This is a genomic window from Ulvibacterium sp., from assembly GCF_028285715.1.
Classification (GTDB): domain Bacteria; phylum Bacteroidota; class Bacteroidia; order Flavobacteriales; family Flavobacteriaceae; genus Ulvibacterium.
This window is the reverse complement of record NZ_JANQOO010000014.1, coordinates 39,385-56,900: the sequence shown is the minus strand read 5'-3', so window position 1 is coordinate 56,900 and position 17,516 is coordinate 39,385. Positions and strand designations below refer to the sequence as shown.

Here is a 17,516-nt window from a genome sequence, read left to right as displayed (position 1 = left end):
AAGTGCCTACAGGACATTTTCACCGTATTGATGTTTGGCCTGGTCGTTTTCACAAATGCCCAGACCGCGACCATTACGGGTGTAGTTTTGGACGAAAAGAAGGTACCGCTATCCAATGTTAACGTTTCTTCGGGAAAATCAGGTACATTTTCCGATACCAATGGGTTTTATGTGCTACAAATGGTGGCAGACGAAAAAACCACGATTACCTTTTCGCATTTAGGGCACAAAAGCGTTGTTCTTGAGAATTTAATCCTCATCACAAACGAGACCTTCGAATTTAACCCCATTATGAAGACGGATACTATCCAAATTGATGGGATTACCGTAACCCCGACGGGAATGAAAAGTGTTGAGGGCATTGCAATTTTAGCCCCACAGGAATTGCGTAAAATACCAGGAGCCAATGCAGGGGTTGAAAATATATTAAAGCTACTTCCTGGAGTTTCCTCCAATAATGAATTGAGCACGCAATATTCCGTTCGTGGAGGAAATTATGATGAGAATTTGGTGTACATCAACGAGATAGAAGTGTATCGTCCTTTCCTTATTCGATCCGCCCAACAAGAAGGACTAAGTTTCGTAAATAGTGATATGGCAAAAGATGTTAGGTTTTCGCCCGGGGGATTTCAAGCTAAATATGGCGACAAATTGTCTTCCGTATTGGATATCACCTACAAAAACCCGGTCACTTTTGGGGCGCAGTTGGATTTAAGTTTTCTAGGGGCAAGTGCAGTAGTGGAAACTATTTCCAAAGACAAAAATTTTACAAGTATTTCCGGTGTTCGCTATCGGAATAACGGCCTTTTGGTAAATAGCCAACAGACCAATGCCAATTTCAATCCAGTTTTTGTAGATGTGCAAAGCTACATGACCTATAGGTTTTCCAAAAAATTCCAACTGGGTTTCCTAGGGAACATTTCCCGAAACGATTATCAAAATGAACCCTTAAATAGACAGACTAATTTTGGAACCTTGAATGAGCCCAGGGCTTTGATTGTTTTCTATCAGGGTAGGGAAAACAATACGTATAATACGCAATTGGCCGCTTTGAAAGGCGATTACTTTCTGAACGATAAGATCATCTTAAAACTTACCTCATCCATTTATCATACTACCGAGGAAGAATATTCGGATGTAGTTGCACAATATGAATTGGGTGAAGTGGATACTAACCTAGGGAGCGAAACCTTGGGCGAAGTAACCAATTCCAGGGGTCTGGGTTCACAAATCAACAGGGCCCGTAACGACTTGGATGCCCTTATTCTAAATGTTTCGCATAAGGGAAAATACCTGCATAATGCGAAGGCATTGGAATGGGGCGTTACGTACACCCATGAAGATATCCGAGATCAATTAAGGGAGTCCGAGTTTATAGATTCGGCCGGGTTTTCCGTACGTCCTCCTTTTCAGCAGTTCAACAACAATGAACCTCAGGAGCCTTTCACGGCTCCCTTGGTTCCCTTTGAGGGTATCAACGCCAGAAACTTTGTAAAGACCAATCGATTCTCGGGTTTTGTTCAATTTAGCGACCGAAAAACTTGGAACGGCAATGAGATTTACTACAATATTGGAATACGCTCACAGCATTGGACGGTTAGTGGAGCCAACGTGGCCAAGGTGTCGCATACCATTTTTAGTCCAAGAGCGCAATTGGCGATAAAACCTAATTGGGAAAGGGATATGGTTTTTAGAATATCCGGTGGAATATATCAGCAGCCTCCTTTTTATAGGGAGCTAAGGGACAGTTTGGGTATTGTACGTCCGGAGGTCAAGGCGCAGAAATCACTTCATTTTGTTATGGGTAACGAATATAGCTTTGTCCTATGGAACCGGCCTTTTACTCTTGTCGGGGAAGCTTATTACAAAAAACTGGATAATGTAAATCCGTATACCTTGGAGGATGTTCGCATCCGATATAGGGCAAACAACAGCGCAAAGGCATATGTCTATGGTGGAGAACTACGAATGAGCGGTGCTTTTGTGCCGGGAACGGAATCTTGGGTAAGTATCGGCTATCTTAAAACGGAGGAAAACATAAATAATCGGGGCTATATTTCCAGACCTACCGACCAACGGCTAAAATTGGGAGTTCTGTTCCAAGATTACATCCCGGACATCCCTAACTTGAGAATGTATCTAAACTTGGTTTACAACACGGGAGTGCCCGGAGGTTCCCCGAGCTATGCCGATCCCTATATTTTTCAGAATAGATTAAGAGATTACAGAAGGGCAGATCTGGGAATTTCCCATATTTTTGTAAATCGGGACAGAAGGTATCCAAAAGACCATTGGTTACATAGTTTTAAGGAGTTAAGTATGGGGGTTGAGGTATTCAATCTATTTAACAATCAAAATTCTATTACTAATACTTGGGTCAGGGATGTGGATAGCAAACAACAGTTTGCCGTTCCAAATTTTATGACAGCACGGGTCTTGAACCTACGTCTTAGTATGAGCTTTTAAAAGTTCATACGGATAATTATATGATTACGTTACATTTTTTCTGATTCATGAGGAATATCCTTTTTTTTGCACTGCTTCTAACTGTTGGTTTCGTACATGCCCAAAAAAATATTTATGAGAGTGATAAATTCGATGCCCTAAGCGATGAACATCAAATCCTGGCTATTGTACCTTTTATTACCAAATTGGACCTTAAGGAGGAAATCTCCAGGGATGAGTTAAAGAAATTGGAGGAAAAGGAAGGTTATGCGGTGCAAAATGCCTTGGAAACCTATTTTTCCCAAAGAAAGAAAAAGAAAAAATTTTCTGTAGAGTTCCAAGACATAAAAAACACGAATGCCCTTTTGTCCCAAAACAACATCTCCTATGCCAACATTGATGTATATACCACAAAACAATTGAGTGAATTGCTAGGTGTGGATGGAATCATCAATGGGAATTTGGATTTGAACATTTTACTTTCCAAAGGGGTGCCTGAGGAGTTCAGTTTAATAGACTACTTTTTAGGTGACGCCAATTATGGAAGAATAGGCGTAAAGATAAGTGATGGTACAACGGGTAAATTGTTATGGAAATACGAAAAAAAGATTACCAAAAAATCGGGTAAAAATACCAATGACCTTATAGATAGGATGATGAAGCTTGCAGCACGAAAGTTCCCCTATGATCGTGAAAAGAGAAGGGATAGAAAAAAAGACAAAAGCTAATTGGCTATAAACTCCTTCAACACTTGAATGGTGTAATCCAACTCCTTTTCGGTATTGTATTTTGAAAACGAAAAACGGAGGGAAGGCTTTTTCAACTCCTCGTTCGGTAGTATTTCCGAGAGCACATGAGATCCCATATCGCTACCAGATTGGCAGGCACTGCCTTTGGAGCAAGCAATTCCTTTTATATCCAAATGAAATAGGAGAAGCATTGCTTTCTGGGAATCTAAGGGCAAACGCACATTGACCAATGTGTAGGTGCTTTTTTCCAAATCCGCCGAATGCCCGTTGAACTGGACTCCCGGAATTTCCTTCCGTATGTTTTCCACGAAATATTTTTTTAATCCGGTTACGTAAGCCTGTTCCTTTTCCAAGTTATCATACGCCGAAATAAAAGCTTCCTCCAATCCAACGATATTATGAAATGATTCCGTGCCCGCCCTAAATCCGCGTTCCTGGGCACCACCGGAAATCAATTGGCGTAAACCAGAGTTCTTACGGATAAATGCAAAACCGGTTCCCTTTGGGCCATGGAACTTATGTGCCGCAGCAGTAAGGAAATCAACCGGGATTTCCTTTACGTCCCAGGGATAGTGACCAATGGATTGTACCGTATCCGAATGAAAAAACGCGCCATAATCCTTGCATAATTTACAAATCTCGGCAATGGCTATCTTATTCCCAATTTCGTTGTTCACGTGCATAAGGCTTACCAATTTTAGGGAATCGCCCTCTTTCAACAGCTCCTCTAAATGCGACAGTATAGGATTGCCCCATTCATCCAAATGGACAAATCGGAGACTTATCCCTTCCTGCTCTTCCAAATCTTGTGCAGTATGCAGTACGGCATGGTGCTCTATTTTCGTAGTAATTAAGGTCTTAACCCCTAAATCGCGCACCGCACTCCGTAATATCATATTGTCCGCCTCGGTTCCTCCCGAGGTAAAAATGATTTCCGATGGGTGTGCCTTCATGTATTTGGCGATGGTTTTCCGGGCACTTTCTACTATTGTTTTGGCAGACCTTCCAAAACTATGCGTGGAAGAAGGGTTACCGTAAAACTGGGTGAGGGCCTCTTGCATTTTATGGATTACACTACTTCTTACCTGAGTAGTGGCCGCATTGTCCAGATACACCTTTTCCATCAAAATCTATTTGGATTGAACTTGCCAAAATTAACCGATTTAAAGTTAATTTCTAGTCAAAGTGGGATAAACTTATGACATATTTCAGTTACATTTGAGCCATGAAACAAGTCTTACTTTTAAGCATTTTGGCCATACTTTGTTCGTGCGATGATGGTAACTTATTCATAGAGACCATAGATTTTGATAGCGTGGATATTCAGACCTGCGAAAGCACGGTTACTACGGAAAGCACCATTTTTTTCAAGATAAATGATGATGAGGCCCTGATCCTGACCCTACAAAACGGGGTTTTAAGAAACGAGGTTTCCGAAGGTGAAATTGAGAGTACCATACCGGGACAATCGCAATTGGTATACCGAATTTTTTCCGACCAGGTCTCCAACAGTTACTTTTGTGATGCGGTTCCTCCCATAGATCCAATGGTGACAGAAGAAATAGAAGCCGAGAGCGGAAGCATCTTTGTTTCAACGGTTGCCTTGGATGCCGAGAGTTTTGAACATACCATTCGTCTGGACAATGTTTCATTTGTGACCGGTACGGACGAAAGAATTACAGACCTTAGAATCAACGAGTTTGGCACGGTCACCACAAATTAGTTGCTACTAGGCCATCAGTAGTTTTGCAGGATATACACTTCAGTGGCGCCTAAACCATACTTTTGATAATCCGCATCATAATACCTCACGTTTTCGTAGCGCCTAAATAGATAATTGAGCTCTTCCCGTAATACCCCCTCTCCCACCCCGTGAATAAAAACCACTTTTTGGATTCGTTTGCGTATGGCAAATTCCAATTGGCGTTTCGCAGTAGCTATTTGAAGGTTCAACATTTCATGATTGGCCATACCTTTTGAGGATTTCACCAACTGATCGATATGCAGATCCACCTCCATTTTCGGTGCACTCCTTTCCTTGGGCTTCGGGGTTTTCCTTGCCGTTTTGGTATTAGGCCCTTTTTGCGCCTTTACTTGGGCGACTTCATCATTGGTTACTGAAATCCTACCGGAAACCTTTATCAATTCTTTGGGAGCATATTCATAGGAAAAACCGTCTTGGTCCTCAATAGTAATTTCATTTGGGGCTATTCGAACGATAACCCCACGGATGGTATCATCAAGAGCCTCCACAACATCACCAACGGCCAAATCCTCCATGTTTTTATTTTATTATACCCAAAAATAATGGTATTTTTCATGTGAAAAATCAATTTAGAGCATGAATGTTCTATTAGCGAGATTGCCTTTACAAGCTGAAGATTACATGCTTCCCTGTTTTAGTAAGCAGATTTTGGGAGTGGATTGCCCGGGTTGCGGATTGCAGCGTTCCGTGGCTTTATTGTTTCAAGGCGATTTTATTGCCGCTTTCCAGATGTACCCTGCCATTTATACAATTATTCCCTTATTGGGCTTACTATTGGCGGACACCTTTTTTAAGATTCGTTATATCAACAAATGGGTTATTGCACTTATGATACTGAGTGTGGGCCTTATATTGGGTAATTATATCCTAAAATTTATCTAACTAAACCTTTATAATTATGGAACAACAAAAATTACCGAATGTCACCATAGCATTGGTATTGGGAATCGTATCCTTTCTCTGTTGCTTTTGCAGCTCGGGTATAGGTGGAATCATTATGTCCGGAATCGCATTTTTCCTAACCAGGAAAGACGAGAACACCTATAGGGAAAATCCCGGGAATTATTCTAATTTCAGTCAACTCAAAACGGCCAAGACCGTTGCCATTATTGGCTTGGTACTCGGCATTACTACTTTGATATACACTATTTATTCCATCTCCCAAATGGGCGGTATCGATGCCTATATGGAACAGGTAAGGGAAATGATGGAACAATACGGAATTGAGGAATAATATGAATCAAAACCCATTACCTGGAGCAAGCAATGCACTCACCATGGGAATCATATCCTTGGTGGGCGCATTCATATGCTGCGGCCCCTTCGCGATTATTTTCAGTATTATTGGCCTCAGTAGTGCCAAAAAAGCAGAAAAATTGTATATGGCCAATCCTGAGATGTATACCGGTTATGAAAATGTGAAGACGGGAAGGATTCTCTCTTATATTGGAATGGCCGTTGCCTTAATTTATTTAATTTTCATCATTCTGTATTTTGGGGCAATAATCGCTTTTATCGGAACCGATGGATTTGGCTCTGGACTTTAGAAGATGAAAATATTGAAAAACGTTTCTAAAAAGAGTATTAATAGAGGTCGTTCTGAGCTAAGCCAAGGTCTCCAATTTGGATGTTGCTGAGCATTGGGATAGTGTTCCTTGTGAGAGATGGTGCCATCTCTTCACTTTTTAGAAACGTTTTTATTTTTCAAATTCCAGTATGGTCTTGGAAATAATGGCTATACATTCCAGTAATTGTTCTTCGGTCATTACCAGAGGAGGGGCAAATCTAATGATATTTCCATGGGTGGGTTTGGCCAGAAGTCCATTTTCCTTCAAGGCCAAACAAATATTCCAGGCCGTGGAACTATCTTCGGTATCATTGATGACAATAGCGTTCAGAAGCCCCTTTCCCCGAACTAACCTTACAAGATCGGTGCGCTGTATCAGCTTTTCCATTTCTCTCCTGAAGATAGTACCTAAATAATCTGCATTTTCAGCTAAGCCTTCCTCCTTTACCACTTCCAAAGCGGCAATCGCCACGGCACAGGCCAATGGATTTCCCCCAAAGGTAGATCCGTGGTTGCCTGGACGTATTACATCCATGATCTCGGTGTTTGCTAATACGGCGGATACCGGGAATACCCCTCCCGACAATGCCTTGCCTAAAATCAAAATATCCGGTTTAACTTCGGGAGTACCATTGCACAATTTGGTGGAGCAGGAGCAATTACCGCAAGTAGCCAGCAACCTCCCAGTACGTGCGATACCGGTTTGGACTTCATCGGCTATAAAAAGTACATTGTTTTCCTTACATAAAGTGTGGGCCTCTTTAATGTAGGTTTCGTCCGGCACATAGACCCCGGCTTCTCCCTGTATGGGTTCTACCAAAAACCCGGCTACGTCCCCATCTTTCAAAACTTCTTGGAGTGCATTCAGGTCATTGTATCGAATAGAAACGATTCCCGGAGTATAGGGTCCAAAGTTTTCCGTAGCCACCGGATCGTTGGAGGCCGATATGATGGTTATGGTCCTTCCATGAAAATTATTTTGACAAACGATGATTTTTGCCCTATTTGCATGGATCCCTTTTTTTTCATAACCCCATTTACGCGCCAATTTAATGGCCGTTTCAACAGCCTCCGCCCCTGTATTCATGGGGAGCACCTTATCAAACCCAAAATACTCCGTAACATATTTCTCATACCTGCCTAGCATATCATTGTAAAATGCCCGTGAGGTAAGGGTCAAATTTTCGGCCTGCTCCTTTAGAGCATTTATGATTTTGGGATGGCAGTGCCCTTGGTTCACAGCAGAATAGGCAGAAAGGAAATCATAATATTTACGTCCCTCAATGTCCCAAACGTATACACCTTCTCCCCTGCTGAGCACTACGGGCAAGGGATGATAATTTTGTGCTCCATATTTTTGCTCCAATGCAATAGCGTCCTTGGAAGTAATACTGCTTATAACCGACATGATGATAAATACCTTTAAATGAGACTATAGCAATTCCTTCTTTGGGAGAGAAATCATCCTTTGTAGCGGCGTAAAATTAATAAATATTATGGACTATTTTCCAATTATTTGTCCAACCGATGTGATAATGCCGCTATCTGGAGCTCCAACCGCTTTAATTCCCGTAGCATATCGTTTTTATCCATCTGCATCCAAACAAAAAGTTTCAACATACCCATAACAATCATACAAAGGAACCCTCCCGACGACCATTTGATAAGCGAATTGGTATCCGTAGTATTGAAAAATTGGACAACGCAGTAAACGAACAAGGCAAAAACGATGAGGTGCACAATGTTCATAAGAATGGCCAACCACCCCAGTTTACTTTTATAGACCCCACCCATTTTTCCAAAAAGATCTTGCTCTTCCAATTGGTCGTAAAATTTAGCTTCTTCCCTATCTAGGGTTTCCTTGATCAGTTCATCAATTTTTTCCTTTTCTGTTTTCATCCGTCTATTTTTTAAGAATTGTTTTTAATTTTTCCCGGGCATGAAATAATCGTGATTTCACCGTTCCCGTGGATATTTCTAGAATGGCACTTATTTCCTTTAAGGAATATTCCTCGGTATAAAACAATCGCAGTACCACCTGTTGGGTATTTGGCAATTGTTTTATGGCTTTTTCAAGTTGGATCAAATCGGATTCTTTATCCTCCGCCGTATCCAAATCCTGCTGTGTCTTGTGGTAGAACCGTAATTTTTCCCTATCGCTTTTATTTCGGTTGAGAAAATCCAACGATTTCCGAGTAACGATTCGCATGGCCCAACTTCCAAAGGCATTGGGGTCCCTAATATTGGGTAACTTCGTAATGATGACGCTCCAACTATCTTGTACAATGTCCTTAGCCGCATCCAAATCATGGGTATACCAGTAAGAATGCCTACATAACTTACCATGGTATCGCTTTACCAATAGTCCAAGGGCCTTTTTGCTCCCTGATTGGGATTGCAATACCAGCAAAGCATCAAATATCTTGTTCGGGTTCATAGTATACCTTCTATACCATAGACCTAAAAAAGTCAAAAAGGTTCATTATTTTTTAACTTTTTTTAATAGTATTCCTTTTAAAGATACCCCTTATAAATACAATCCGATTAGTACTTTTGTCCAATGCGTAAAAAATCCGCCCGTCGTTTTTTTGAGAACATTGAAGTAATAGATGCAGGTGCCAAGGGCAAAGCCATAGGCAAGGCGCCCGATGGCCGGGTAATTTTTTTAACCAATGCCGTACCCGGGGATATTGTGGATGTACAGACCCTCAAAAAAAGAAAATCATTCTTTGAAGGAGTGGCCATCAATTTTCATTCCCTTTCGGACAAACGAACGGAACCGGTGTGTCAACATTTCGGTGTATGTGGTGGTTGTAAATGGCAGCATATGGATTATGCCCACCAGTTGTACTACAAACAGCGGGAAGTGGAAAACAACCTCAGGCGCATCGGACATTTGGAACTCCCTGAAATATCCCCCATAATAGGTTCGAATAATACGTATTTCTATCGTAACAAAATGGAATTTTCTTTTTCGGATAGCCGTTGGTTGACTTTGGAGGAAATTCAATCCGATGAGGAGATTACCAACAAAAATGCCTTAGGATTTCATATTCCAGGTATGTGGGACAAAATTTTGGACATTGAAACCTGCCACCTGCAGCCCGACCCCTCCAATGCCATTCGCAGGGCGGTCAAGGAATTTGCCGTAACGCATGAGCTCTCCTTCTTTAATCCTCGAGAACAACACGGGCAATTACGGACCTTAATGATACGGACTTCTTCCACAGGCGAGGTTATGGTACTGATTCAGTTTTTTGACGATGATACGGTAAAAAGGAATTTACTTCTCGATTATTTGAGCAAGAGTTTTCCCGAAATTACATCGCTCCTATATGTTATCAATCAAAAGCGGAACGATACCATTTATGATCAAGAAGTGCTCCGTCATTCGGGTCGTGATTATATTTTGGAAGAAATGGAAGGCCTTAGTTTTAAGATAGATGCAAAATCATTTTATCAAACAAATTCCGAACAGGCCTATGAACTGTATAAACTAGTCAGGGATTTTGCAGCCCTCACCGGAGAAGAATTGGTATACGATCTTTATACCGGGACAGGGACCATAGCCCAGTTTGTTGCAAAAAATGCGAAAAAGGTTATTGGCATTGAAGCGGTTCCCGAAGCCATCGACAATGCCAAGGAAAATGCAAAACGCAACGGGATAGACAATGTCAATTTTTTTGTGGGGGATATGAAAGCGGTCTTTGATGAAAAATTCATTGTAGAAAATGGAAATCCAGATGTACTCATAACCGATCCTCCACGTGATGGCATGCATAAGGATGTGGTACGGCAAATTATGGATATCGCTCCAAAAAAAGTAGTATATGTAAGTTGCAATAGCGCTACCCAGGCCAGGGATTTGGAACTGATGAAGGAAAAGTATAAAATAACCCGAATACAACCCGTGGATATGTTTCCACAGACCCACCACGTGGAAAATGTTGTACTTTTGGAGAAGCTGGGCCTATGAAGAAAACCACTGTAGTTTTAGTTTTTCTATTGGGAATTATCTCGTTTTCCGCCTGTGAAAAGGATGATATCTGTGTAGATGGCGATACGCCTCTGCTGATCATTCGTTTCTTTGACTCCCAAGATATCACACAGACCAAGGAAGTACCCGGCCTGCAGGTAAATGGTTTAATTATTGGGACCGATACCTTGGAAATCTTGTCCAATGCCTCCTTGGATTCGATTGCCTTGCCACTACGAGTGGCCGAGAACAACACATCCTTTCTGATTTCCCAACAACTGGGGGAAGATGATCCCACTAATTTCGATGTACTTACATTTTCATATGAAGTACAGGAAGTGTTTGTTTCCAGGGCATGTGGATTTGTGGCCAACTATGACGGACTGGAAGGTTCCGCAAGCTCGGAAGGGGATGCTCCTTGGATAAATGAAATACAAATAATTACTCCCCTAGTGGAAAATTCAACCGCGGCACATGTCAAGATATTTCATTAGCCTGTTTTTTTTGCTAGGCCTTGTGCCAATAAAAGCGCAACAAGAGCCTATTGATCTTCAGCCCAAGGATACGGTGGTCTATGAACAGCCTTACGGCCTTAGGGTAGGTATAGATCTCAGCCGTCCTATAGTGACTTTTTTTCAGGATAATTATACGGGCTTTGAAGTTGTAGGTGATTACCGGTTGGGGCAAAAATTATATTTGGCTGCGGAATTGGGCAACGAGGAGAAGACCAGAATAGAGGAATTGGGGGGTATAGATGTCCCGAACGATGCGGAACTTTATGATTTTACCACTTCGGGTAGTTATCTAAAATTGGGCGTGGATTACAATACCTATGAAAACTGGTATGGAATGAACAATTCCATTTTTGTCGGCGGACGCTTTGCTGTCAGCAGTTTTAGCCAAACCGTAAATAGCTTTCGTTTTTACGAGAGTAATCGATATTGGAGCCGAGATCAATTTGCTCCGGGCTCCACTGAAGTGCAGGAATTTAGTGGTAGAACACAATCCTGGATCGAATTCGTTTTTGGGACCAAAGTAGAGCTTTTCGCCAATATTTATCTCGGGGGGAGTATTCGCTTGGGCTTTTTATTCAGTGATCCGAATGAGGAGCCTTTCCCCAATTTATTTATCCCGGGATTTAACAAGGTTACCGAAGGAAGTAAATTTGGCGTTGGTTACAATTATTCCATTTCCTATCTAATTCCATTGTACAAAAAGGCCAAAAAACCTAAGGAAACAGTGGAAGAAGAAAGCGAGGAATGAATCATAGTTCGCGCATTCCTTTTATAAAAATCCACTTCATTAGCACCTTTTCCCCTTCATCTGTCTGGATGGCTCCAAATTTGGGTGCCAGCACATTCGCAATGATGGCGGAGGTAACTGCCAAAAAAATTCGGTTGATCGGTAAAAAATACCCCAGAATCAATCGGGCCATAAGGAACAAAGTCACAAAAGCGATAAAATTGAATAGAAGGGCCTTGTGTTTTGGTCGCATAACTTGGAACGTTTTTAATAACTTAAGAAGATTGGTATTTTGCCTTTTTGCTTCCTTCGTACATTACATATTTTACAAGACGCGATTCCAAATGACTATTGAAAACCTTGATCTTTCGCGAAGGACGAAGGCCCACATGCTTTAGTGCTTCCAAATTTGAAGTGATGAACCAGGCATCCGTACCGGGATATCCCTGTTTTAAGGTATCTCCAATAGACCCATAGAACTTTTTCATATCCAGATTCAGACGTTCTCCATAAGGTGGATTAAATACCATATGTAATCTCCCTTCGGCAAATTTCTCCGTAGTAAAAAAATTCCTTTGTTCTACAGTTATATATTCGGAAAGGTTTGCATTTTCAATATTATCCAGCGCCTTACGTACGGCCGAAGGGGCCTTGTCATAGCCCACTATTCTAAATGGAAACTCTCGGGCCTTATGTAAACTCGACTCTAAAATCGTGTGGTAAAGTTCCGGATCAAAATCATGCCATTTTTCAAATGCGAAACCTTTTCGATTGATATTGGCCGGAATATTGCACGCAATCATCGCGGCTTCAATCAAAATAGTTCCACTACCGCACATAGGATCCAGAAAATCCGAGCGACCATCCCATCCACTTAAAAGTAACAATCCGGCTGCGAGCACTTCATTTATCGGGGCTATGTTCGTGGCCGTGCGATACCCTCTATGGTGCAGGGAATTCCCCGAACTGTCCAGGGAAACATTGCAATGTTCGTGCTGAATATGGATATTTATGCGTATATCCGGATTCTTGATATCCACATTGGGACGTTTACCATCCAAGGCCCGAAACTTGTCCGCAATGGCATCCTTTGCCTTTTGGGAAACGTAAAGAGAATGTGTAAACTTATCGGAGTGTAAGGTAGTATCTATGGCAAATGTTGTATCCACGGACAGATACTCCGACCAGTCCATGGCATAAATCTTCCGATACAGATCATGGGCATTGCGGATGGAAAAGGAATATACTGGCTTAACAATCTTTATGGCCGTACGAAGACATATATTGGCCTTGTACATAAATCCAGTATCCCCTTCAAAGGAAACGTTTCGTGTACCGATTTTTACATTCCCCGCACCCAATTGGCGTAATTCTTTGGCCAATATCTCCTCAAAACCAAACAAGGTCTTGGCTACCATGGTAAAGTTATCCTTCATTCCCTATCATCAAATTGAATCAAAAATACAGTATTTTTGGGCCTTACGGATTTGTATCGTCACAAATCCTTAAAACAACCTAACCTATTGTCCTTTGAAATATCTTTTGCCCATTCTTGCCGTATTGTTGAGTTTTGGTTTTGTGATTCTTTTCAAACCAAAAAACAAAGCAAATTTTAAGCTTCTCCTGGCCTTTAGCGGGGCATTTTTACTGGCTTTAACCCTATTTGAGCTTTTCCCAAAGGCCTATGCAGACTCCAATGCAAAAATCATCGGGGTCTTCATTATGCTTGGAATCCTTCTCCAAATATTTTTGGAATTTTTTTCACAGGGTGCGGAACATGGCCATATCCATATGAACGGGGAAAAGACGCTGTTTCCATGGCTCTTATTCGCTAGCCTGTCCATACATGCTTTTTTGGAAGGTTTCCCGGTTAAAGAAAATGATACTATTATATATGGTATATTGGTACATAAAGTTCCCATAGCCATTATTTTGAGTATCTTTCTTCTGGGCTCTAAAATACGAATGGCTTATGCGGTGTTGTTCATAAGCCTTTTCGCGTTGATGACCCCCTCGGGCAGTTTTTTTGCGACCAATGTTGATTTGATATCCCCTTATTTAAGCTATATCAATGCTATGGTAATCGGGGTTTTCTTGCATATCTCCACGGTCATACTTTTTGAAAGCTCCGAAGGCCATACCTTCAATATGCGGAAACTATTGGTTATTGTTTTGGGCATAGCAATGGCATATCTCCTGTAATTCCGTTCTTGGGACACTCTGTTTACCGGTCATTTTTCGAGTTTTAAAAATCAAGTGTGGGGCTAGCCTAAAAAATTAACCAAGAGACCGATGAAAACATGCATAGGTATTCCTAATGGCGACTAATAATGCACCAGGAATAGTGCCTTTGGATGGACCATATATCTCAAAAAATCATGCAAATTTTTAATTAATTACCATTTTGTAGAATAAATAAATTATTTACACTATATTTGTTCTACAATTAAGTATTAAATCTTTGAAAAACTAAAGGGAAACAACTTAAAATTAAATCATGAAAGACGCGCGTTTAGGGGAATTCGAAGAGATCATTCTTTTATTGGTGGGGATACTTGAAAAACAAGCGTACGCCCTCCGGATTGCAGAGGAATTTGAGTCCCAGACTGGAAAATCCGTTTCCATTGGAGCGACCCATTCCACACTGGAAAGGCTGTGTAAAAAGGGGTTCTTGTCCTCCGAGTTAGGGCAACCCACCGCGGTGAGAGGTGGACGAAGAAAAAGGATATATACCATCTCCGCATCAGGTCAGCGGGCATTAATCGCGTCCCGAGATCTAAGAACTTCCCTATGGAACCAATACCCTGCTTTTGCCAAACTTTCGCTAAATCTTTGAATATACCTTAAACAAACCAAAATCTGTCCCGGGGCAGGTTATACCAAATTTTAGATGTCCAAAAAAAAGAACATACCACCAAGATTTGCAAAAAGGTTATTAAGCTTTTTCATCAAAGATGAATTTAAGGAAGAAGTCTTGGGAGACTTAAAGGAAAGGTTCCATGAAATGGCTAAGAGAAAATCCACTTTACGGGCAAGATTGGATTACTGGTATCAAATTTTAAACTATTTAAGGCCTTTTGCCCTGAGAAAATCAGAACTGTTCATGACCGTAAATTATGGTATGTACCGTAGCCATTTTAAAGTAGGATGGCGCAACCTTTTTCGCAACAAATGGAACTCACTGTTAAACATTGGTGGTTTGGCCATAGGGATGGGTGTTTGTCTCTTGATATGTCAATACATCCATTTTGAGTCTAGTTATGATCGTTTCCATAAGGATTTCCAAAGCCTATATCGCGTTGTCATTGATAAGACCCATAACGGTATAAATTCAGGTACCGGGCCATATACAACCTTTAAACTGGGGGAAAAGGCAAAAGAGGAGATTCCCGAAGTGGATCAATATGTACGTTTTTATGCATCGGAATATGGCGCCGTAATCAGCTATACGGATACGGAGAGACGTTTTAACGAAGAAGGACATACTATGGCCTTTGTTGACAGTGTTTTTTTAAAAGTCTTCAATTTCCCACTAGTGCAGGGCGATAGAGAATCTGCATTAGATGGAATACACAACATTGTGATTAGTGAAAAAATGGCCCAGAAGTATTTTGGCAGTGAGAACCCCATGGGAAAAACATTGGAGATAGAGGACGGCTCATCATCAGGAACCTGTATCGTTACCGGAGTACTAAAAGAACTTCCGATAAACGGTCATTTGCAATTTGAATTCTTGAGACCCATTGAAAATCTTTGGGAGTTGGGAAATGGGGGATCAGTGAACAGATATGGCGGATGGGCCCGTGAGTGGTTCGGAACCTATCTTAAGATCAAGGAATCGGCCGACTTAAAGGTCGTACGGGCAAAATTGGACAACCTCATAACCGTGAATAAAGCGCAATGGAACGATCCTGAAAAAGTGGTAGAAAAGACTCGCTTACAACCCATTGCCGATATACACTTAAAATCAGACGCCTATACGTATCCGGATTATTCCGATGATAAAGGAAATATAATGAACATCCAAATCTTTGCGATTATAGCATGTTTCATTCTCTTCATCGGCTGGATCAATTATATCAATCTTTCTACGGCCCGTTCCATGACCAGGGCAAAAGAAGTGGGTATTCGTAAATCCATTGGGGCATTGAAAGGGCAATTGGTGAAACAATTCATCATAGAATCAGTACTTGTTAATTCGATTTCTGGGATTCTGGCCATTGGGATTGCTTTTTTGATGCTTCCCGCCTTGGGCGATGTCATCGGAAAGGAATTAAACCTCCTTCTTTTACGGACTATGGATTTTTGGATCTGGTTTTTCACAATAATTTTTGTAGGTTCAATATTGTCCGGCCTATACCCCGCCCTTGTACTTTCCACCTATAGTCCTATCTCTATTTTGAGCACCAAAAGAACTTCCAGAGGCGGTGATATGAATTTACGTAAGGGATTGATCGCCTTTCAATTTCTTACTTCTATTGCGTTGATAGCGGGTACATATCTAGTATACAAACAAATCACGTATATGAGAGCTGGTGAATTGGGAATGGATATCGAAAGGATTTTGGTCGTAAAAGGGCCTAAAATCCTTTTAAATGGTCCGGAAGTAACGGATGGCACGGATATGGTACAAATAAGGGCCGCCAATGCCTATGCAAGGTCCAAATTTCTCGCTTTCCAGGAAGAAGTAGTGGGGCATCCCACCATTACTAGCGTTACCGGCTCCCGTCTGGTGCCCGGTCAGGTTCAGGACGTATCCATCAAAAATTTGAGAATTTGGGGGAAACCGGAAAATGAAGGACACCAAGTTTGGGTCGTCAATACGGGAATGGATTTTATGAAGACCTACAACTTAGAGCTACTAGCAGGAAAATCATTTAACACGGACATGCTGGACGACCGTTTTGTAATACTCAATGAAGAGGCTGTAAAGGCTTTCGGATTCCCGTCTGTGCAAGGCGCAGTACAGCAGCAGATTACCTTTGGTAGTTCTCCAATGCAAATAGTAGGAGTGGTGAAAAATTTTCATTGGCAATCCCTAAGGAGTCCGCATAGTCCTATTGTACTTCGATTTGACGGAGGGGCCAATAACTTCATATCCTTTAAGATAGGTTTGGCAGATATTGGCCAATCCATTGATCATATCCAAAAGGTATACAACGCCATCTATCCCGAGAATGCATTTGATTACTTTTTTTTGAACGAAGATTTCAATAATCAATATAGGTCAGATATTCAATTCGGCAATCTGTTTCTGGTCTTTTCAATTCTAGCTGTTTTTTTAGCGTGTATTGGTTTGTTTGCCCTAGTTTCCTATTCTGCCGTCCTAAGAACAAAAGAGATAGGGATACGGAAGGTTCATGGGGCAAGTACCTTAAAAATTGCCATGTTACTTTCCAAGGAATACTTGTTCCTACTATTGATTGCTATCCTCATGTCGATTCCGGTAATCCTGTATTGGGGCAAGATTTGGCTGGAGAATTATGCATTTAAGATATCATTCGGGTTAGATCATTTTTTAATACCTGTATTCGTGATGCTAAGTATCACGGTATTGACCGTGGGGCAAAAAACTTATACTGCGGCCAAAATGAATCCTGTTGATTCCTTAAAGGCGGACTAAATCAACTTACCTAGAATTAAAGGATTATTGGTTTATAGCATGAAAGGGCCCATTTCTTGATCGATCATTTTATGTTTCATCGTTAACGTTTTCTTGGCTAAAGATTTCATTTAAAATTCTTTACTTGTATAGGGAATCTGAAAAAGAGG

Annotated in this window: 19 protein-coding genes; 12 read left to right on the top strand and 7 right to left on the bottom strand. The window is 41.3% G+C overall.

The features are described from left to right. Positions 1–30: 30 nt before the first annotated feature. On the top strand, positions 31–2,466 hold the full coding sequence (locus Q0993_RS06035; RefSeq protein WP_299530790.1) for a TonB-dependent receptor: 2,436 nt from the start codon (positions 31–33) through the stop codon (positions 2,464–2,466). A 47-nt stretch (positions 2,467–2,513) separates the two neighbouring features. Then, positions 2,514–3,173, top strand: coding sequence for a hypothetical protein (locus Q0993_RS06030; protein WP_299530754.1), 660 nt, complete (start codon positions 2,514–2,516; stop codon positions 3,171–3,173). Here Q0993_RS06030 and Q0993_RS06025 read toward each other — a convergent pair. Further along, entirely contained in the window at positions 3,170–4,318 is a 1,149-nt protein-coding gene (locus Q0993_RS06025) for a cysteine desulfurase family protein (RefSeq protein ID WP_299530752.1), read from the bottom strand. The genes Q0993_RS06030 and Q0993_RS06025 overlap by 4 nt on opposite strands. A gap of 101 nt (positions 4,319–4,419) precedes the next feature. Between Q0993_RS06025 and Q0993_RS06020 the strand changes: the two genes are divergently transcribed. Continuing rightward, positions 4,420–4,917, top strand: coding sequence for a hypothetical protein (locus Q0993_RS06020; RefSeq protein ID WP_299530749.1), 498 nt, complete (start codon positions 4,420–4,422; stop codon positions 4,915–4,917). 14 nt (positions 4,918–4,931) lie between these two features. Here Q0993_RS06020 and Q0993_RS06015 read toward each other — a convergent pair whose 3' ends face one another. Further along, positions 4,932–5,474, bottom strand: a complete 543-nt coding sequence (locus Q0993_RS06015) for a Smr/MutS family protein (protein ID WP_299530746.1) — start codon at positions 5,472–5,474, stop codon at positions 4,932–4,934. A 61-nt stretch (positions 5,475–5,535) separates the two neighbouring features. Here Q0993_RS06015 and Q0993_RS06010 point away from each other — a divergent pair, with 61 nt between their 5' ends. From Q0993_RS06010 to Q0993_RS06000, 3 genes are read left to right on the top strand one after another with little or no spacing between them, the layout of a single operon-like run. Beyond that, positions 5,536–5,841, top strand: a complete 306-nt coding sequence (locus Q0993_RS06010; protein ID WP_299530744.1) for a DUF2752 domain-containing protein — start codon at positions 5,536–5,538, stop codon at positions 5,839–5,841. Positions 5,842–5,857: 16 nt separating this feature from the next. Next, positions 5,858–6,193, top strand: coding sequence for a CCC motif membrane protein (locus tag Q0993_RS06005; RefSeq protein ID WP_299530741.1), 336 nt, complete (start codon positions 5,858–5,860; stop codon positions 6,191–6,193). A gap of 1 nt (position 6,194) precedes the next feature. Then, positions 6,195–6,506, top strand: a complete 312-nt coding sequence (locus tag Q0993_RS06000; protein WP_299530738.1) for a CCC motif membrane protein — start codon at positions 6,195–6,197, stop codon at positions 6,504–6,506. A 150-nt stretch (positions 6,507–6,656) separates the two neighbouring features. Here the strand turns inward: Q0993_RS06000 and rocD are convergent, their stop codons facing one another. The 3 genes from rocD to Q0993_RS05985 all read right to left on the bottom strand — a co-directional run bounded on the left by rocD (position 6,657) and on the right by Q0993_RS05985 (position 8,963). Next, the gene (gene rocD / locus Q0993_RS05995) at positions 6,657–7,934 is read right to left on the bottom strand and encodes an ornithine--oxo-acid transaminase (protein WP_299530735.1); all 1,278 of its coding nucleotides are present in this window, start codon (positions 7,932–7,934) and stop codon (positions 6,657–6,659) included. Positions 7,935–8,038: 104 nt separating this feature from the next. Further along, on the bottom strand, positions 8,039–8,425 hold the full coding sequence (locus tag Q0993_RS05990) for a DUF6768 family protein (protein WP_299530732.1): 387 nt from the start codon (positions 8,423–8,425) through the stop codon (positions 8,039–8,041). A 4-nt stretch (positions 8,426–8,429) separates the two neighbouring features. Further along, positions 8,430–8,963 carry an RNA polymerase sigma factor gene (locus tag Q0993_RS05985; protein ID WP_299530730.1) on the bottom strand — a complete coding sequence of 178 codons (534 nt, stop codon included), beginning with the start codon at positions 8,961–8,963 and terminating at the stop codon, positions 8,430–8,432. Positions 8,964–9,086: 123 nt separating this feature from the next. Here Q0993_RS05985 and rlmD point away from each other — a divergent pair, with 123 nt between their 5' ends. Genes rlmD through Q0993_RS05970 form a run of 3 tightly spaced genes read left to right on the top strand, consistent with a single transcriptional unit; the run spans position 9,087 to position 11,765 of the window. Further along, on the top strand, positions 9,087–10,502 hold the full coding sequence (rlmD, locus tag Q0993_RS05980; RefSeq protein ID WP_299530728.1) for a 23S rRNA (uracil(1939)-C(5))-methyltransferase RlmD: 1,416 nt from the start codon (positions 9,087–9,089) through the stop codon (positions 10,500–10,502). Next, positions 10,499–10,996, top strand: coding sequence for a DUF6452 family protein (locus Q0993_RS05975; RefSeq protein ID WP_299530726.1), 498 nt, complete (start codon positions 10,499–10,501; stop codon positions 10,994–10,996). The genes rlmD and Q0993_RS05975 overlap by 4 nt, the downstream gene beginning before the upstream one ends. Further along, on the top strand, positions 10,977–11,765 hold the full coding sequence (locus Q0993_RS05970) for a DUF6048 family protein (protein ID WP_299530723.1): 789 nt from the start codon (positions 10,977–10,979) through the stop codon (positions 11,763–11,765). Before Q0993_RS05975 ends, Q0993_RS05970 begins: the two co-directional genes overlap by 20 nt. A gap of 1 nt (position 11,766) precedes the next feature. On the opposite strand, the gene Q0993_RS05965 is transcribed toward Q0993_RS05970, so the two are convergent. Both Q0993_RS05965 and Q0993_RS05960 read right to left on the bottom strand, forming a co-directional pair. Beyond that, entirely contained in the window at positions 11,767–11,997 is a 231-nt protein-coding gene (locus Q0993_RS05965; RefSeq protein WP_299530721.1) for a hypothetical protein, read from the bottom strand. A gap of 22 nt (positions 11,998–12,019) precedes the next feature. After that, positions 12,020–13,180 (bottom strand): THUMP domain-containing protein, encoded by a 1,161-nt coding sequence (locus Q0993_RS05960; protein ID WP_299530719.1) that lies wholly within the window; start codon positions 13,178–13,180, stop codon positions 12,020–12,022. A 94-nt stretch (positions 13,181–13,274) separates the two neighbouring features. Between Q0993_RS05960 and Q0993_RS05955 the strand changes: the two genes are divergently transcribed. The 3 genes from Q0993_RS05955 (at position 13,275) to Q0993_RS05945 (ending at position 17,367) form a co-directional block, all read left to right on the top strand. Beyond that, entirely contained in the window at positions 13,275–13,946 is a 672-nt protein-coding gene (locus Q0993_RS05955) for a ZIP family metal transporter (RefSeq protein WP_299530716.1), read from the top strand. 295 nt (positions 13,947–14,241) lie between these two features. Beyond that, positions 14,242–14,580: a PadR family transcriptional regulator gene (locus Q0993_RS05950; protein ID WP_299530713.1), complete on the top strand. Its 339-nt coding sequence runs from the start codon at positions 14,242–14,244 to the stop codon at positions 14,578–14,580. A gap of 54 nt (positions 14,581–14,634) precedes the next feature. Further along, entirely contained in the window at positions 14,635–17,367 is a 2,733-nt protein-coding gene (locus Q0993_RS05945; protein WP_299530710.1) for an ABC transporter permease, read from the top strand. Positions 17,368–17,516 lie beyond the last annotated feature (149 nt).

Bases quoted from the DNA above. Each gene is read 5' to 3' on its own strand.
- Q0993_RS05945 (WP_299530710.1), top strand. From the start codon at position 14,635: ATGTCCAAAAAAAAGAACATACCACCAAGATTTGCAAAAAGGTTATTA.
- Q0993_RS06010 (WP_299530744.1), top strand. From the start codon at position 5,536: ATGAATGTTCTATTAGCGAGATTGCCTTTACAAGCTGAAGATTACATG.
- Q0993_RS05970 (WP_299530723.1), top strand. From the start codon at position 10,977: ATGTCAAGATATTTCATTAGCCTGTTTTTTTTGCTAGGCCTTGTGCCA.
- Q0993_RS06035 (WP_299530790.1), top strand. From the start codon at position 31: ATGTTTGGCCTGGTCGTTTTCACAAATGCCCAGACCGCGACCATTACG.
- Q0993_RS06030 (WP_299530754.1), top strand. From the start codon at position 2,514: ATGAGGAATATCCTTTTTTTTGCACTGCTTCTAACTGTTGGTTTCGTA.
- Q0993_RS06025 (WP_299530752.1), bottom strand. From the start codon at position 4,318: ATGGAAAAGGTGTATCTGGACAATGCGGCCACTACTCAGGTAAGAAGT.
- rocD (WP_299530735.1), bottom strand. From the start codon at position 7,934: ATGTCGGTTATAAGCAGTATTACTTCCAAGGACGCTATTGCATTGGAG.
- rlmD (WP_299530728.1), top strand. From the start codon at position 9,087: ATGCGTAAAAAATCCGCCCGTCGTTTTTTTGAGAACATTGAAGTAATA.
- Q0993_RS05985 (WP_299530730.1), bottom strand. From the start codon at position 8,963: ATGAACCCGAACAAGATATTTGATGCTTTGCTGGTATTGCAATCCCAA.
- Q0993_RS06000 (WP_299530738.1), top strand. From the start codon at position 6,195: ATGAATCAAAACCCATTACCTGGAGCAAGCAATGCACTCACCATGGGA.
- Q0993_RS05960 (WP_299530719.1), bottom strand. From the start codon at position 13,180: ATGAAGGATAACTTTACCATGGTAGCCAAGACCTTGTTTGGTTTTGAG.
- Q0993_RS05990 (WP_299530732.1), bottom strand. From the start codon at position 8,425: ATGAAAACAGAAAAGGAAAAAATTGATGAACTGATCAAGGAAACCCTA.
- Q0993_RS06015 (WP_299530746.1), bottom strand. From the start codon at position 5,474: ATGGAGGATTTGGCCGTTGGTGATGTTGTGGAGGCTCTTGATGATACC.
- Q0993_RS06020 (WP_299530749.1), top strand. From the start codon at position 4,420: ATGAAACAAGTCTTACTTTTAAGCATTTTGGCCATACTTTGTTCGTGC.
- Q0993_RS05965 (WP_299530721.1), bottom strand. From the start codon at position 11,997: ATGCGACCAAAACACAAGGCCCTTCTATTCAATTTTATCGCTTTTGTG.
- Q0993_RS05975 (WP_299530726.1), top strand. From the start codon at position 10,499: ATGAAGAAAACCACTGTAGTTTTAGTTTTTCTATTGGGAATTATCTCG.
- Q0993_RS05950 (WP_299530713.1), top strand. From the start codon at position 14,242: ATGAAAGACGCGCGTTTAGGGGAATTCGAAGAGATCATTCTTTTATTG.
- Q0993_RS06005 (WP_299530741.1), top strand. From the start codon at position 5,858: ATGGAACAACAAAAATTACCGAATGTCACCATAGCATTGGTATTGGGA.